The sequence below is a fragment of the Streptomyces sp. DS1-CR2 genome (assembly GCF_055760475.1).
Window position 1 is genome coordinate 2,864,066 of the sequence record NZ_CM147085.1, and the last position, 14,796, is coordinate 2,878,861.

The following is a 14,796-nucleotide window of genomic DNA, read 5'->3' on the forward strand; positions in this document are numbered from 1 at the left end:
GTTCAACCGCGTTCGCGTCCCAGCAGGGCGGCGGCCTCGTCGAGAGACAGGCCGCCGCCTTCGGCGTACGCGGCCTCGTACGCGCGGTCGCCGATGACCTCACGGATCGCCGCCTCGGCGGACCTGTGAGTGTCGCGCTCCAGGTAGGACCGCACATGGCGGGACGGAAGCTGTCCGTCGGCGGCGCCCATGAGGCGGGCGGCGTCGCGGGCGTCGGCCGGGTCTCCGCTCAGGTTCAGGGCGCGGGCGCCGGTCACCAGATGCATGGCGGGCATGTGCGGGGCGATCACCAGGGCCAGCGGGTCCCTCGCCAGCTCCAGGGCCTCGACGGCGCCGGCGAGGGCTTCCTCCGCGAGGCCGTCCTCCGAGTCGAGCCAGGCGTGCATCCCGACGACGAAGCCCCGGAAGACGACGAAGCTCACCGCCTTGAACTCGTCCTGGAGGAGCCGCAGTTGCTCGCGCGCCTCGGCGACGCGACCGGTGGCGCCGTACCGCCCGGACAGGAACATGCGGGCGGCGGGCCAGGCCTCGTTCGTATGGCGCCTGCCGGGGTCGAGGATGCCGCGCAGCAGTTCCTCGCCGCGCTCGCCGTCACCGCCCTCGATGAGGGCCTGCCCGAGCCGCGCGTTCAGGATGGCCACCTGCGCCTGCGCGCCGAGGCGTTCGGCGCCCTCGATGGCGGCGGCGTAGTCCTCGGCAGCCGCCGCGTACGCGCCGCTGCGCTCATGGGCCTCGCCGCGCGCGGACAGCGCCTCGGCGACGCCCCACCGGTCGCCGAGCCGGGTGAACAGTTCGAGGGACTCGTCCGCGTCCCGGACCGCGTCGCCCGCCCAGTCGCTGCGGTTGGCGAGGATGTTGGCCCGCAGCTGGAGGGTGAGGGCGAGCTCCCAGGTGTAGCCGAGTTCGCGGCAGGTCTGCACCGTGACGTCGGCGAGGTCCCACAGCGCCGCCATGTCGCCGCTCATCATCACCGCGTAGAACCAGAGGTTGCCCGGCGGGCGGCAGGTCTGCGGGAGGCCCGGGCGGTACGCCTGCGCGATCGCGCGCAGCTTCGCGCCGCCCTCCTCGGTCTGCCAGGTCTCCATCTCCATGTCCATGTAGGCGAGGCGGAGCAGATGCACCCCGCGCCGTGCCTCCACGAGGAGTTCGGGGCCGAGCGGCGGCGGGGCGTCGGTGCAGCGCTCGTAGAGCGGGGGCGCGGGGTCGGCGGGCGGGGTGAACGGGTCGGGGCCGAGCGCGGTGGCCTCGCGCGACCAGTTCCGGGCGTCGACGCGCAGGCCGCGCATCTGCCAGAACCAGGCCAGCGAGAGCACCAGGAAGAGCGTCTCCTGCTCGTCCCGCGCGGCGACGGCGTGCCGCAGGGCGGTGCGCAGGTTCTCGTATTCGCGTTCCAGGCGGGCGATGGCGGCGCGCTGGCCGTGGCCGCGCAGCTGCGGGTCGGTGGTGCGGGCCAGTTCTCGGTAGTACGTGAGGTGCGCGCGCTCGGCGTCCGCCCGGTCGCCGGCCTCGTCGAGCCGGTCACCCGCGTACTCGGCGACGGTCTCCAGGAGGCGGTAGCGCATGGCGCCGGCCTGGTCGCGGCCCTCACCGTCGGCGCCGTCCCCATAGTCCCCGTAGCCCCCAAAATCTCCGTAGTCTTCGCGCTCAGCCTCCTCGCCGTCCCAAGGGGCCGCCACGACAAGGGACTTGTCCACGAGCGAGCCGATCGCGTCGAGGGCGCCTGGGCCGCACACCGCCTCGGCGGCGGCGAGGTCGCAGCCGCCGCTGAAGACCGACAGCCGGCGCAGGACCGTCCGCTCCTCCTCGTCGAGGAGGTCCCAGGACCAGTCGACGACGGCCCGTAGCGTCTGCTGGCGGGGCAGGACGGTGCGGGCGCCCGAGGTGAGCAGGCGGAAGCGGTCGTCGAGGCGGTCGGCGATCTGGCGCGGCGTGAGCATCCGCAGCCGGGCGGCGGCGAGCTCGATGGCGAGGGGCAGTCCGTCGAGGCGCCGGCAGATCTCGGCCGCGGCCCGCTCGTCGTCCTCGACCCGGAACCCGGGCCGTACGGCGGCGCCCCGCTCGCCGAACAGACGCAGGGCGTAAGGCTCCGGCAGCGGCTCCACCGGATGCAGCAACTCGCCCGGCACGCCCAGGGGTTCGCGGCTCGTGGCGAGAACCGTCACGCCGGGGCACTGGCTGAGCAGCTGCTCGGCGAGGCGGGCGGCGGCCTCGATCACGTGCTCGCAGTTGTCGAGGATCAGCAGCATGCGGCGGTGCGCGCAGTGTTCGGTGAGGCGTACGAGCGGGTCCTCGCCGTGCCGGTCGGACGCGACCCGCAGCTCCTCGGCGCCGGCGCCGCGCAGCACGGTCTCGCGGGCCCCGAGCGCCGTGACGACGGCCTCCGGGACGGCGTCCGGGTCCTCGACGGGCGCGAGCTCGGCCAGCCATACGCCGTCCGGCAGATCCATGCTCTCGGCGGTCTCCTGGGACAGGCGGGTCTTTCCGGCGCCGCCGGGCCCGAGCAGCGTCACGAGCCGCACCCGCCCGAGGTCCTCACGAATCGCCCCGATGTCGCCGGCGCGTCCCACGAAGGAGGTGAGCCGGGCGCGGAGGTTGCCTGTGGGGGCGGGTGCCTTGACCGGGGTGGCGGGTCTTTCGGCGGAGGCGGTGGGGGCGGGGGTGGGAGCGGGGGCGGGGGCGCGCGGCGTCAGCAGGTCGGCGTGCAGTGCGCGCAGTTCCGGGCCCGGGTCCGTTCCCAGCCGCTCCGCGAGCTCGACCCGTACCCGCTCGTAGGCCGCCAGCGCCTCGGCGGTGCGGCCCGCGTCGCGCAGGGCGCGCAGCCGCAGCGCCTGGAGCGGCTCGTCGAGCGGATGCGCGTCGCACAGTGCGGTCAGTTCGGGCAGTACGGACTCGGCCCTGCCCAGCGCGAGCGAAGCGGAGAGCCGCGTGCGCCGGGCGTCGAGGTGGAGCGTCTCCCAGCGGGCGGCGTCCGCCGAGCGGTCCGGCAGATCGGCCAGCGCGGGGCCGCGCCACAGGGAGAGCGCGTCGTCGAGGACGGCCGCCGACTTGCCGGGGTCGCCGTCGGCCAGCGCCTGTACGCCGTCCCTCACGAGCCGCTCGAAGCGGAACAGGTCGATGTCCTCGGAGGCGGCGGACAGCCGGTAGCCGCCGTCGAGCGAGTGCACCGCGTCGGCGCCGATCGCCCTGCGCAGCCGGCCCACGAGCGCCTGGAGCGCGCCGGGCGCGTCCGCGGGCGGATCGGCGCCCCAGACCTCGTCGGTGAGCATCTGCGGAGGGACGGTGCGGCCGGGGCGCAGCGCGAGCACGGTCAGCAGGGCACGCAGGCGCGCCCCGCCTACGGGGACGGCCGTGCCGTCGTCGCGGAGTGCCTGCGTGGAGCCGAGAATGCGGTAGCGCACCGGCCCATTGTCCCCAAACCGGCCGCCGGCCCGCGCCCGGGTTTCGGCGGGAGGGCGATCCCGGGTTGTGCAGCAGGTGTTCCGGCGGCGAGCAGACACCCGTCAGGGCAAGGGCGACCGGCGCGTTTCGCCGGTGTCGCGGAACCTGCGGCCTGCCCCGGTACGTTCCCCCCACACCGCACCACCGGTACGGTCAGCCCGTCGCCCCAGCACCGCACCAGGCCGCACGCACCCCGGGAGCCCTCCCCCATGACCACCGCAGCCACCCGTCGCAGCGATCGCAGGATCAGCCCCGTCTTCCTCGGCATCGCCGCCGTCACCGCCGTCACCGGCTGGGCGGTGTGGACGGACTTCGCCGCGCAGCCCGGCGTCGCCGTCTTCCTGTTCGTGACGGGCGCCTGGATCGTCTCGCTCTGTCTGCACGAGTACGCCCACGCGCGCACGGCCCTGCACAGCGGCGACATCTCCATCGGCGCGAAGGGCTATCTGACCCTGAACCCGCTGAAGTACACGCACGCCCTGCTCAGCATCGTGCTGCCCGTCATCTTCGTGATCATGGGCGGGATCGGTCTGCCCGGCGGTGCCGTCTTCATCGAGCGGGGCCGGATCCGGGGCCGCTGGCGGCACAGCCTCATCTCGGCGGCGGGCCCGCTGGCCAACGTCCTGTTCGCCGTCGTGTGCACGGCGCCGTTCTGGCTGGACGCGCTGAACGGGGTGCCGGACACGTTCCGCTACGCGCTCGGCTTCCTGGCCCTGCTCCAGGTGACCGCGGCGATCCTGAACTTCCTGCCGATCCCCGGTCTGGACGGCTACGGCGTCATCGAGCCGTGGCTGTCCCAGAGCTTCCGGAGGCAGGTGGAGCCGTTCGCTCCGTTCGGGCTGCTCGCCGTGTTCGGGATCCTGTGGATCCCGGAGGTGAATGTGGTGTTCTTCGACGCGATCTACTCGATCCTGCACTCCCTCGGCGTCAACCGCTGGGACGCGGACTCGGGCCAGCAGTTCTACCGCTTCTGGCAGGGCACCCCTGAGATTCCCGTCGTCACGCAGTAGGCGCGACCGCCTGCTTCTCCTCGGCCCTGGCCCGGCGCACGTAGTACCAGGCCATGTTCGAGGTGAGGCCCGCGAGCAGGACCCAGACGATGCCGAGCAGGCTGCCCTGCACGAAGGCGACCACGGCTGCGGCCGTCGAGAGGACGCAGACGACCAGGGCGTACAGAGCGAGGCGGGGCATGAGGGTCGGCTCCTGTCGGACGGAGAGTTGTACGCCGACCAGTGTCCCCCATGCCCTTCCGTGGCCGCACCGCGGTGACGCGCGCCGGTCAGACGTCGGTGATCCGCAGGCCCGCGTGTGCCTTGTAGCGGCGGTTCACCGAGATCAGGTTCGCGACCAGCGACTCCACCTGGTGTGCGCCTCGCAGCCGGCCCGCGAAGACGCCCCGCATCCCGGGGATGCGTCCGGCGAGGGCCTGCACGATGTCGGTGTCGGCGCGGGTCTCGCCGAGCACCATCACATCGGTGTCGATCTCCTCGATCTCCGGGTCCTGCAGGAGGACGGCGGAGAGGTGGTGGAAGGCAGCGGTGACCCGCGAGTCCGGCAGCAGCGCCGCGGCCTGCTCCGCCGCGCTGCCCTCCTCCGGCTTCAGCGCGTACGCGCCCTTCTTGTCGAAGCCCAGCGGGTTGACGCAGTCGACCACGAGCTTGCCCGCGAGGTCCTCGCGCAGCGATTCCAGCGTCTTGCCGTGGCCCTCCCACGGCACCGCCACGATCACGATGTCGCTGCGGCGCGCACACTCCGCGTTGGCCGCGCCCTCGACGCCCAGGCCCAGCTCATCCGCTGCCGCCTGCGCGCGCTCCGCCGCGCGGGATCCGATGATCACCTTCTGGCCGGCCCTCGCCAGCCGGTAGGCGAGCCCGCGGCCCTGGTCGCCCGTGCCGCCCAGCACGCCTACCACCAGCCCCGATACGTCGGGGAGGTCCCAGGGGTCCTTCGCGGGGGCCTTCTGCACACTGTCCGTAGAGGTCATACGGTGACCTTACTCAGACGTACGGCCCAGCAGCGCGGCGACCGGGATCCGCCTGAACGTGATCGTCTCGTACGCGCTGAAGTCTCCCGTCTCGTACAGCAGTCCGACCGTCTCGGGGTCGGCCTGCACCAGGTCGCAGTAGGCCGCCGGCAGGCCGTCCACCGTGTGGGCCACCCGCCAGGTCACGCCCTCGTCCTCGCTCGCCCGCACGCTCATCAGCGCCCTGAACCCGGGGTCCGCCGGGCCCGCGAACAGCAGCACCTTCCCCAGCCTCAGCAGGCTCCCCTCCACCACCGGGCCCACCAGGCCCGCCTGCGGGCGGAATGCCTTGACCAGGCTCTCGCCGCCGTCCTCCGACGTCGCGTCCGCCCTTGTGCCCGGCGCGGGCGAGTCGTTGCGGGCGTTGAAGTACAGCCGCCCGTCCGGCAGTTCGACCGCGGTCGTCTCGTTCACCTTCACATAGCCGTCCGGGTGGTCGTCCACGTAACCGAGCCGCCAGGTCCTGCCCCTGTCGTCGCTCAGCAGGCAATGGCCTCCGTCGTACTTCCCCTCCGTGCCGGTGTCACCTCCGGCGGGCGGGAGGGAATGGTTGGCCGGTACTACCACTCGTCCGCTCTGTGTCTGGATCGCGTGGCCCGGGCCTGTGGCGTACCAGCGCCAGTCCTTGTTCTTTGCCTGTGCTGTGATCTCCCTGGGTGCCGACCAGGTCAGGCCCTCGTCGTCGCTGTGCTGCACCCAGACCCGGCGTCCGTCCTCGGGCTCGACCTCGCCTCGTCTGATCGCCGTTTCCGTTGCCCCTGCCGCGTTCCTCACGTGGACGATCAGGACCCGTCCCGTGTCCAGGACCACCGGCGCCGGGTTTCCCGCCAGGTCGTTGCCGTTCGCCGCCACCACCTGGAGCGGGCCCCAGGTGCGGCCGCCGTCCGTGGATCTCTTCAGGACCACGTCGATGTTCCCGTAGTCCTCCCTCGATCCCACGCGTCCCTCGCAGAACGCGAGCAGCACGCCGGAGCGTGTCATGACAGCCGCGGGGATCCGGAAGCTCGCGTATCCCTCGCGCCCCGCGCGGAAGGGAACAGACGTCTCAGTCAGCACCCCCCATCCCTCCCCACCCCGAGGGAATTCCCGGTGAACTCGGCCTGACGAGTGAACTGTTGAGGCAGTATGCGCAGGCATGGACGCCGTACGGGTCGCACTGCTGCGGGAAGTACTCGCCGGAACCGAGTGGCTGGGCGCCGCGCGCCGCTTCGCGGGTGTGCTGCGGACCTCTGTCGTGCCGCATGGGGGCGGGCTGCTTCTCGTCGGCACGCCCGAGTACGAGCCGTGGCACCTCGCGGCGCATCTCGTGGACGAGGCCGCCTGGTCCGGGATGCCCGAGCTGTCGCCCACGCTCGTGCGGCACCGGGCGGGGGCCGGGGATCCGGCCCATCTTGCGGTGGGGCTCGGGCGCATCGAGGCGGCTCGGCGGGGCGAGACTCTGCTCGTCGTGGCGCCTGGCGCGCCGGGTGAGGAGTTGCTGGAGCGGGTGCATGACGCTCGGCGGGCGGGGGCCACGGTTCTGGCCATCGACTCGGGTGACCGTGATCTGCATGCCATGGCCCATGAGGCGCTCACGCCCGGGCCCGATCTCGACCTCGATACGGCGCAGCACCTGGTCAGCGCGGCCGCGGGCGAGAATCCCGTCGGCGGCCCGGCCCGGGGGCCTCGTCGGCGCTTGCGTGATCGGCTGTCCCGTCTTGCGGATCATCTGACCTCGCCGCCGCCTGCGGGGTGGTAGGGGCGGGGGTTTGCGCTTGAAGGGTGGGTGGTGGGTGCTGGTGCGCCGGCGGGTGCCGGCTGTCCTCGGCCGGTGCGTTTCGGGTGCGGGGCCGCGGGGGCATGTACGTGCTCGCTGTTCTATGGGTGCACGTCGTTTCTATGGGTGCACGTCAGCCGGCTGATTGCCCGTACGTGGTGCTGGTGGCTCCACGCGCACATGCCCCCACACGTCCCCTCCCGTTTCGTACGCGACTGCCGCCCGGTGGGCTTCCGCTCCCTGTGCCCGCCCCCGTCTCGTACGCGGCCGACCGCTCGGTGGGACCTCGCTGTCTTCGGCCATGTCTCGTGCGCGGCCGACCGCTCGGTGGGGCCCTGCGCCCTGTCTCCTACGCGGCGGGTGGCGTCAGGTCTTGTCGTCCTCTCCCTTGGCGGTGGCGTCGTGCCACTTGGGGTCCGTCTCCCATTCGAGGTTTCGTTCACGCGCCGTCTCCATCGCGTGTTCCGCCTCGGTGCGCGACGCGTACGGGCCGAAACGGTCCTTGTTGGGGCAGTCGGGCCCCTCCTCGACCTTCTGGTGCTCCAGGCAGTAGTACCACTCGCCGGGCTTCCCGACGGTCCGCCGCTTGAACAGGGCCATCTTCGGCTCCTCTCGCCATGACCATGGTCCCCCACAGCCGCTCGATACACTCGCTGTCATGTCTGGCCAGTCGCTGCTCGTACCAGGGGAGCTCTCTCCCACTCGTTCCGTACCCGGAAACATCCGGCGTCCCGAGTACGTGGGCAAGCCCGCGCCTACGCCGTACAAGGGTCCCGAGATCCAGACCCCGGAGACGGTCGAGGCCATGCGCCTCGCCGGCCGGATCGCCGCGCAGGCGATGGAGGAGGCCGCCAAGGCCATCGCGCCCGGTGTGACCACGGACGAACTCGACCGGGTCGCGCACGAGTACATGGTCGACCACGGTGCGTACCCGTCGACCCTCGGCTACCGCAACTTCCCGAAGTCGCTGTGCACCTCCGTCAACGAGGTCATCTGCCACGGGATCCCCGATTCCACCGTCCTGAACGACGGCGACATCGTCAACCTCGACGTGACCGCCTACATCGGCGGTGTTCACGGCGACAACAACGCCACCTATCTGGTCGGTGATGTCGACGAGGAGTCCCGGCTTCTTGTCGAGCGGACCCGTGAGTCCCTCAACCGCGCCATCAAGGCCGTCCGGCCGGGGCGGCAGATCAACATCATCGGCCGCGTCATCGAGTCGTACGCCAAGCGTTTCGGTTATGGCGTCGTGCGGGACTTCACCGGGCACGGGATCAACTCGTCGTTCCACTCCGGCCTGATCATTCCGCACTACGACAGCCCTCACGCCACCACCGTCATCCAGCCCGGGATGACCTTCACCATCGAGCCCATGCTCACGCTCGGCACCCATGAGTACGACATGTGGGACGACGGGTGGACCGTTGTGACCAAGGACCGCAAGCGGACCGCTCAGTTCGAGCACACCCTTGTCGTGACCGAAACCGGTGCGGAGATTCTCACTCTGCCCTGACGCCGTGGATTCGTCCGTAGGCCCGTCCCGCTGGTGGGGCGGGCCTTTTGGCGTTGCCTTGGTGGCTGACCGGGGTAGCGTTTTTACCGACAGCACGTCGGGAACCTGTTAAGTTAGGCAAGCCTAAGCTTGGCGATCTGGAGGTCTCATGGATACGCCGTTCTCCGCCCGGATCCGCACTGCCTCCCGCGAGCAGCACACAGAGGCCGAGAGCACCACGTTCATGAGCGACCTTCTCGGCGGAGCCCTCGGCGTCGACGCCTACGCCCGGTACACCGAGCAACTGTGGTTCGTCTACCGGGCGTTGGAGGAGGCCGCGGGGCGACTGGAGGGGTCCGCCGTTGCCGGGCCTTTCATACAGCCAGAGTTGTTCCGGGTTTCTGCCATCGAGCGGGATCTGGCCCATCTGCGGGGGGACGGCTGGCGCGACGGTGTTTCCGCGCTGCCGGCCACTCGGGCCTACGCCTCGCGCGTTGCCGAGTGCGCTCGGGAGTGGCCGGGGGGCTACGTCGCCCATCACTACACCCGGTATCTGGGGGATCTGTCCGGTGGGCAGATCATCCGCGGCAAGGCCGAGCAGAACTGGGGCTTCGCCCGCAAGGGTGATGGTGTGCGGTTCTATGTGTTTGAGCAGGTTCCGAACCCTGCCGCTTTCAAGCGGAGTTACCGCGCCCTGCTGGACGGGGTTCGCGTTGATGAGCTGGAGAAGCAGCTCATCGTGGCCGAGTGCAAGCGGGCGTTCGCTCTCAACACCGCCGTTTTCAAGGCTCTTGGCGAGGAATTCAGCAGCGCTGCCTGATCAGGTGAGGCGAACTCTGCCGCCGACCTCGATCAGGCCTTCCGGCTGGGGAGCCGTGAGAATTTGAGAGCCTTTGCCCTGCGTGATGTTCAGGGCTCTGTGCAGGTGCGCCGTCAGCAGTAGCGCCGCCGCTCCCGTCGCCTCGTCCTCGTCGATGCCGTCGCCCCTTCCCGGGAACCCTCGGGCCCTCACCTTTCCTGCCGCCGCGTCCTCCCACGCCCAGGCGTAGATCCACTGGCCCGGCGGGGGGACGTGGAGTTCCTCCACCTCTGACGCCGAGGCGTACTCGCGCAGCGTCCGGGGCGGCGCCCACTCCGGTCGCGCCTCGATCCAGGTGAACTCGCCGTCCAGCCGCGTGCCCACCACGCCTGCGGGCGTGACCAGTTCGGGTACGTCCAGGAGCCAGGCGGTGCCGACGCAGGGGTGTCCGGCGAAGGGGAGGCGCGTGGCCGGCGTGTAGATGTCGATGACACCGCGCTCGGGGTCGTCCACGAACACCGTCTCGCTGAAGCCGAGCTTCGCCGCCAGGGCCTGCCGCTCGCCCTCGTCGGGGGCGTCGCTTCCCTCTCGTACGACTCCGAGCTCATTGCCGTGGTCGCCATGGGGTCCGCAGAAGACTCGGAGCACGTCGTAGTCCGTCACCGGGACAGTCAATCATTCGGCGGGAGGTCGTGGGGCTTTGCCTTTTCTTTGCCGATTTCCGGGTCGCCCATGGGTCGCTTGTGGCCGGGGCGCGATCGGTGCTCTTTGGTGAGAGCTGAATCACTGGACCCCCGGGTAGCACTGAGGTAAGCCTCGGTTAAGTTAGGTCCGCCTCACTCACTGTGCCTCACCGTCTTGGAGCCCGCATGCGAGCCGTCCGACTCACTGTTGTCACCGCCGCCGCCACCGCGGCGACCCTGGCCGCCGTCACGGGCTGCACCCAGAAGAGCGACGCCAAGTCCGGTGGCGGCCGCGTCGTCGAGGTCACCGCCACGGACGACAAGTGCGACGTCTCCAAGACCGAATTCCCGGCCGGCCATGTCGAGCTCTCCATAGAGAACAAGGGCTCCAAGGTCACCGAGGTCTACGTCCTGTTCCCGGACGACCGGATCGTCAGTGAGCGCGAGAACATCGGCCCCGGAACCAAGCAGAAGCTCACCGCCGAGGTGAAGGCCGGCTCGTACGAGATCGCCTGCAAGCCCGGCATGAAGGGCGACGGCATCCGGCAGAAGGTGACCGTCACCGGCGGCAAGGCCGTCAAGCGTGACGCGCGTCTGGACAAGGCCGTCGCCGCCTACCGGACGTACGCGCAGGAGCAGGCCGACGAGACGCTGCCCAAGGTCACGACGCTCACGGACGCCGTGCGCAAGGGTGACCTGAAGGCCGCGCAGGCCGCGTACGCGCCGTCCCGTATCGGCTGGGAGCGCACCGAGCCCGTCGCCGAGTCCTTCGGTGACATCGACCCGAAGGTCGACGTCCGCGCGGACGGCCTGGAGGAGGGGCAGGACCCGAAGACGGACTGGACCGGCTGGCACCGCCTGGAGAAGGCGCTGTGGCAGGACAAGAAGATCGGCTCGCGGGAGAAGGAGCTGGCGACGCGGCTCGACAAGGACCTCAAGGACTGGCAGACCCGCGTCGGCAAGGCGGACATCACGCCGACCTCCATGGCCAACGGCGCCAAGGAGCTCCTCGACGAGGTCGCCACCGGCAAGGTCACCGGCGAGGAGGAGCGCTACTCGCACACCGACCTCGTCGACTTCAAGGCCAACGTCGAAGGTGCCGAGAAGGCGTACGACCTGCTCAAGCCCGTCGCCGCGGAGAACGACGCCACGCTGACGACGGAGCTCGACAAGCAGTTCGCCGCCCTGGACACGCTGCTCGACAAGTACCGCAAGGACAAGACCTCCTACGAGTTCACCTCCTACGACAAGGTCGGCAAGGCGGACCGCAAGGAGCTCTCGGACGCGGTGAACGCGCTCGCGGAGCCGCTGTCCAAGCTCGCCGCCGCCGTCGTCAAGTAACCCTCCGGGTACTCAGGTAAGGGGTCAGGTAATGACGGACACCACCACCGATGTCTCGGTCGGATCGGACAACTCCCGTACGCCGTCGCGTCGTTCGCTGCTCGCGGTGGGCGGGGCCGGGCTCGCGCTCGGTGCCGCCGCGGCGGGGGGCGCCGTCGCCGTGACGCGGACCGGTGACGATCCGCAGCCGGTCGCCGACTCGGGCGGCGCCGTGTCGTTTCACGGCGCGCACCAGGCCGGAATCGCCACCGCCGTGCAGGATCGTCTGCACTTCGCGTCGTTCGACGTGAAGACCGACGACCGCGACGAGTTCGTGCAGCTCCTGAAGGACTGGACGAAGGCCGCGTCCCGCATGACGGAGGGGCACGCGGTCGGCGAGGGGGCGTACGGCGGCCTGCCCGAGGCGCCGCCGGACGACACCGGCGAGGCGCTCGGCCTCAAGCCGTCCCGGCTCACGCTCACCATCGGCTTCGGCCCGTCCCTGTTCGAGAAGTTCGGGCTTGCGGACCGGCGGCCGGAGGCTCTCGTCGACCTGCCGAAGTTCCCCGGCGACAATCTCGACAAGGCCCGCAGTGACGGCGATCTGTGCATTCAGGCCTGCGCCGACGATCCTCAGATCGCCGTGCACGCCATCCGCAATCTCGCCAGGATCGGCTTCGGCAAGGTCGCCATCCGCTGGTCCCAGCTCGGCTTCGGCAAGACCTCGTCGACGACCCCGGACGCGCAGACCCCGCGCAACCTGATGGGCTTCAAGGACGGCACCCGTAACATCGCCGGCACCGAGACCGCCCGCCTGGACGATCACGTGTGGGTCGGCGCCAAGGACACGGACGCCAACTCGGCCTGGATGACCGGGGGTTCGTACCTCGTCGCCCGGCGCATCCGGATGAACATCGAGACGTGGGACCGTACGTCGCTCCAGGAGCAGGAGGACGTCTTCGGCCGCGACAAGGGCGAGGGCGCCCCGGTCGGCAAGGCCAAGGAGCGCGACGAGCCGTTCCTGAAGGCGATGAAGCCGGACGCGCACGTGCGGCTCGCGCACCCCGACTCCAACGCGGGGGCGACCATCCTGCGCCGCGGTTACTCCTTCACCGACGGCACGGACGGTCTCGGCCGTCTGGAGGCCGGCCTGTTCTTCCTGGCCTACCAGAAGGACGTGCGCAAGGGGTTCATCCGCGTGCAGCGGAACCTGTCGCGCAGTGACGCGCTCAACGAGTACATCCAGCACGTGGGTTCGGCCGTCTTCGCCGTCCCGCCGGGCGTCCGGGACTCGGGCGACTGGTGGGGCCGGGCGCTGTTCTCCAAGGAGGCATGAGGACACGATGTTCGGCAACTATCTGATCGGTCTGCGCGAGGGACTCGAGGCCAGCCTCGTCGTCTGCATCCTCATCGCGTATCTGGTGAAGACGGACCGGCGTGACGCGCTGCGCCCCATCTGGATCGGCATCGCCGTCGCCGTCGCCGTGGCACTCGGCTTCGGTTTCGCGCTGACCTTCGGCTCGCAGGAGCTGACGTTCGAGGCGCAGGAGGCGCTCGGCGGTTCGCTGTCGATCGTCGCCGTGGGCCTGGTGACGTGGATGGTCTTCTGGATGCGGCGCACGGCGCGGCATCTGAAGTCGGAGCTGCACGGCAAGCTGGACGCGGCGCTCCAGATGGGTACGGCCGCGCTGGTCGCGACCGCGTTCCTGGCGGTGGGCCGCGAGGGTCTTGAGACCGCCCTGTTCGTGTGGGCTTCGGTGCGCGCGTCGAACGACGGCACGCACGGGCCGCTGATCGGTGTTCTGCTGGGTCTGCTGACGGCGGTCGTCCTCGGCTGGCTGTTCTACCGAGGAGCCCTGCGGATCAATCTGGCGAAGTTCTTCACATGGACGGGCGGCATGCTGGTGGTCGTGGCGGCGGGCGTGCTCGCGTACGGCGTGCACGACCTTCAGGAGGCGCAGTTCCTGGGGGGTCTGTCCAGCAGGGCGTTCGACATCAGCGAGACGATCCCGCAGGACAGCTGGTACGGCACGCTCCTCAAGGGCGTGTTCAACTTCCAGCCCGATCCGACGGTCCTCCAAGTCATCGTCTGGCTGCTGTACTTGATCCCGACGCTCGCGGTGTTCCTCGCGCCCGCCGGTTTCCTGTCCCGGAAGCCGAAGTCCGAGGCGCAGTCTCCTCGTGAGTCCGCCAAAGCCTGATCCGGACGCATCCGCCGCTCCCCTCCCCGATAGGGTTCGGGCCCGGGAAGGGGAAGGTGAACAGAACCGATGAGCAAGCTCCTCCGCAGGCCTCGTGGTCTCAGGAAGCCGGTGACGGCGGTGGCCCTCGCGACCGCCGTGGCGCTGACGGCGAGCGGGTGTGTGACGGTGCACGGGGAGCGGGAGGTCCTCCCGGCGGCCACCAAGGCCGAGGCCGCCCGCGCCCTGAAGGATTTCACCGCCGCGTACAACAAGGCCGACAAGGCGTACGACGGGTCTCTCGACGAGGACCGTGTGACGGGCGCGCTCGGCGCCATCGACGCGGCCAAGCTGAAGGCCGGGCACGTCAATCACCCCGAGGGCAATCCGAACCACTCGGCGCTCGAGCTGTCCGACGCCGAGTTCACCATCCCCAAGAAGGCGGGCTGGCCCCGCTGGTTCGTCGCGAACACCAAGGCGAACCGGGGCGGCGACTTCCGGTGGATGCTGGTCTTCACCCGCGACGATGTGAACCGGCCGTGGCAGGTGTCGTATCTGACGCTCATGTCGCCCGGTGACGTCCCCGAGTTCAAGAAGGACAAGGACGGCTGGGCGCGGCCCGTGGCGGCGGACGCCTCGGGGCTCGCGGTGGCGCCGCAGGACATGAGCCGGAAGTACGCGACGTATCTGAAGGACGGCGGGGACGGTTTCGCGCCGGGTCGGCACACGTCGCTGTGGCGGACCACGCGGGAGAAGAACGCGAGCCGCCCGGGTCTCGCCCGGCAGTACGTCGACGAGCCGATGACGTCGGGCGACTACGCGCCGGTCGGTCTGCGGACCGCGGACGGCGGGGCGATGGTCTTCTTCGCCACGCACCATTACGAGAAGCAGACGGCATCCAAGGGCCTGAGCATCACGGTCGACAACGAGAACGTGAAGGCGCTCATGACGGGCGACGTCAAGCAGTCGCTGACGCTGGAGCGCATCTCGAACCAGGTCGCCGTCGACCCGGCCGAGGGCGGCGACGTCGAGATACTGACGCGGCTCGAGGGACTTACGGGCGCGAAGGGCAGCTGACGCTCTCCGTGAGCTGCCGGCCCTC

At 70.5% G+C, this 14,796-nt stretch carries 14 protein-coding genes; 8 read left to right on the plus strand and 6 right to left on the minus strand.

Annotation, left to right across the window (positions count from 1 at the left end):
* Window positions 1-2: 2 nt before the first annotated feature.
* A complete protein-coding gene (locus tag ACY0PA_RS14015; protein WP_473084931.1) occupies window positions 3-3,398 on the minus strand; it encodes an AfsR/SARP family transcriptional regulator in 3,396 nt (1,131 codons plus the stop codon).
* A gap of 249 nt (window positions 3,399-3,647) precedes the next feature.
* Here ACY0PA_RS14015 and ACY0PA_RS14020 point away from each other — a divergent pair, with 249 nt between their 5' ends.
* Entirely contained in the window at window positions 3,648-4,448 is an 801-nt protein-coding gene (locus ACY0PA_RS14020) for a site-2 protease family protein (RefSeq protein WP_473084932.1), read from the plus strand.
* On the opposite strand, the gene ACY0PA_RS14025 is transcribed toward ACY0PA_RS14020, so the two are convergent.
* The 3 genes from ACY0PA_RS14025 to ACY0PA_RS14035 form a co-directional block, all read right to left on the minus strand.
* The gene (locus ACY0PA_RS14025) at window positions 4,438-4,629 is read right to left on the minus strand and encodes a hypothetical protein (protein ID WP_454404119.1); all 192 of its coding nucleotides are present in this window, start codon (window positions 4,627-4,629) and stop codon (window positions 4,438-4,440) included. The two genes, ACY0PA_RS14020 and ACY0PA_RS14025, sit on opposite strands and share 11 nt — an antisense overlap.
* An 88-nt stretch (window positions 4,630-4,717) precedes the next feature.
* A complete protein-coding gene (gene npdG, locus ACY0PA_RS14030; protein WP_473084933.1) occupies window positions 4,718-5,422 on the minus strand; it encodes an NADPH-dependent F420 reductase in 705 nt (234 codons plus the stop codon).
* A 9-nt stretch (window positions 5,423-5,431) separates the two neighbouring features.
* On the minus strand, window positions 5,432-6,514 hold the full coding sequence (locus tag ACY0PA_RS14035; RefSeq protein ID WP_473086314.1) for a sialidase family protein: 1,083 nt from the start codon (window positions 6,512-6,514) through the stop codon (window positions 5,432-5,434).
* 82 nt (window positions 6,515-6,596) lie between these two features.
* On the opposite strand from ACY0PA_RS14035, the gene ACY0PA_RS14040 reads away from it, so the two are divergent.
* Complete coding sequence (locus ACY0PA_RS14040) at window positions 6,597-7,199, plus strand: hypothetical protein (RefSeq protein WP_473084934.1); 603 nt, start codon at window positions 6,597-6,599, stop codon at window positions 7,197-7,199.
* Between the two features lie 384 nt (window positions 7,200-7,583).
* Here ACY0PA_RS14040 and ACY0PA_RS14045 read toward each other — a convergent pair whose 3' ends face one another.
* On the minus strand, window positions 7,584-7,817 hold the full coding sequence (locus ACY0PA_RS14045; RefSeq protein WP_473084935.1) for a hypothetical protein: 234 nt from the start codon (window positions 7,815-7,817) through the stop codon (window positions 7,584-7,586).
* A 58-nt stretch (window positions 7,818-7,875) separates the two neighbouring features.
* On the opposite strand from ACY0PA_RS14045, the gene map reads away from it, so the two are divergent.
* Both map and ACY0PA_RS14055 read left to right on the plus strand, forming a co-directional pair.
* Window positions 7,876-8,733 carry a type I methionyl aminopeptidase gene (gene map / locus ACY0PA_RS14050; RefSeq protein ID WP_454404122.1) on the plus strand — a complete coding sequence of 286 codons (858 nt, stop codon included), beginning with the start codon at window positions 7,876-7,878 and terminating at the stop codon, window positions 8,731-8,733.
* A 148-nt stretch (window positions 8,734-8,881) separates the two neighbouring features.
* Window positions 8,882-9,532, plus strand: a complete 651-nt coding sequence (locus tag ACY0PA_RS14055) for a biliverdin-producing heme oxygenase (protein ID WP_473084936.1) — start codon at window positions 8,882-8,884, stop codon at window positions 9,530-9,532.
* Here the strand turns inward: ACY0PA_RS14055 and ACY0PA_RS14060 are convergent, their stop codons facing one another.
* Window positions 9,533-10,174 carry a PhzF family phenazine biosynthesis protein gene (locus tag ACY0PA_RS14060; RefSeq protein WP_473084937.1) on the minus strand — a complete coding sequence of 214 codons (642 nt, stop codon included), beginning with the start codon at window positions 10,172-10,174 and terminating at the stop codon, window positions 9,533-9,535.
* A 206-nt stretch (window positions 10,175-10,380) separates the two neighbouring features.
* Here ACY0PA_RS14060 and efeO point away from each other — a divergent pair, with 206 nt between their 5' ends.
* From efeO to ACY0PA_RS14080, 4 genes are all read left to right on the plus strand, one after another.
* Complete coding sequence (gene efeO / locus ACY0PA_RS14065) at window positions 10,381-11,535, plus strand: iron uptake system protein EfeO (protein ID WP_473084938.1); 1,155 nt, start codon at window positions 10,381-10,383, stop codon at window positions 11,533-11,535.
* A gap of 31 nt (window positions 11,536-11,566) precedes the next feature.
* On the plus strand, window positions 11,567-12,850 hold the full coding sequence (gene efeB / locus ACY0PA_RS14070; protein WP_473084939.1) for an iron uptake transporter deferrochelatase/peroxidase subunit: 1,284 nt from the start codon (window positions 11,567-11,569) through the stop codon (window positions 12,848-12,850).
* Window positions 12,851-12,857: 7 nt separating this feature from the next.
* Window positions 12,858-13,715: an iron uptake transporter permease EfeU gene (efeU, locus tag ACY0PA_RS14075; protein WP_473084940.1), complete on the plus strand. Its 858-nt coding sequence runs from the start codon at window positions 12,858-12,860 to the stop codon at window positions 13,713-13,715.
* A gap of 69 nt (window positions 13,716-13,784) precedes the next feature.
* Window positions 13,785-14,771, plus strand: coding sequence for an SCO2278 family lipoprotein (locus ACY0PA_RS14080; protein ID WP_473084941.1), 987 nt, complete (start codon window positions 13,785-13,787; stop codon window positions 14,769-14,771).
* Window positions 14,772-14,796: the final 25 nt, after the last annotated feature.

Excerpts from the sequence above, each read along its gene's own strand:
- efeB (WP_473084939.1), top strand. The coding sequence starts at position 11,567 with ATGACGGACACCACCACCGATGTCTCGGTCGGATCGGACAACTCCCGT.
- efeU (WP_473084940.1), top strand. The coding sequence starts at position 12,858 with ATGTTCGGCAACTATCTGATCGGTCTGCGCGAGGGACTCGAGGCCAGC.
- efeO (WP_473084938.1), top strand. The coding sequence starts at position 10,381 with ATGCGAGCCGTCCGACTCACTGTTGTCACCGCCGCCGCCACCGCGGCG.
- ACY0PA_RS14025 (WP_454404119.1), bottom strand. The coding sequence starts at position 4,629 with ATGCCCCGCCTCGCTCTGTACGCCCTGGTCGTCTGCGTCCTCTCGACG.
- ACY0PA_RS14040 (WP_473084934.1), top strand. The coding sequence starts at position 6,597 with ATGGACGCCGTACGGGTCGCACTGCTGCGGGAAGTACTCGCCGGAACC.
- ACY0PA_RS14080 (WP_473084941.1), top strand. The coding sequence starts at position 13,785 with ATGAGCAAGCTCCTCCGCAGGCCTCGTGGTCTCAGGAAGCCGGTGACG.
- npdG (WP_473084933.1), bottom strand. The coding sequence starts at position 5,422 with ATGACCTCTACGGACAGTGTGCAGAAGGCCCCCGCGAAGGACCCCTGG.
- map (WP_454404122.1), top strand. The coding sequence starts at position 7,876 with ATGTCTGGCCAGTCGCTGCTCGTACCAGGGGAGCTCTCTCCCACTCGT.
- ACY0PA_RS14055 (WP_473084936.1), top strand. The coding sequence starts at position 8,882 with ATGGATACGCCGTTCTCCGCCCGGATCCGCACTGCCTCCCGCGAGCAG.
- ACY0PA_RS14020 (WP_473084932.1), top strand. The coding sequence starts at position 3,648 with ATGACCACCGCAGCCACCCGTCGCAGCGATCGCAGGATCAGCCCCGTC.
- ACY0PA_RS14045 (WP_473084935.1), bottom strand. The coding sequence starts at position 7,817 with ATGGCCCTGTTCAAGCGGCGGACCGTCGGGAAGCCCGGCGAGTGGTAC.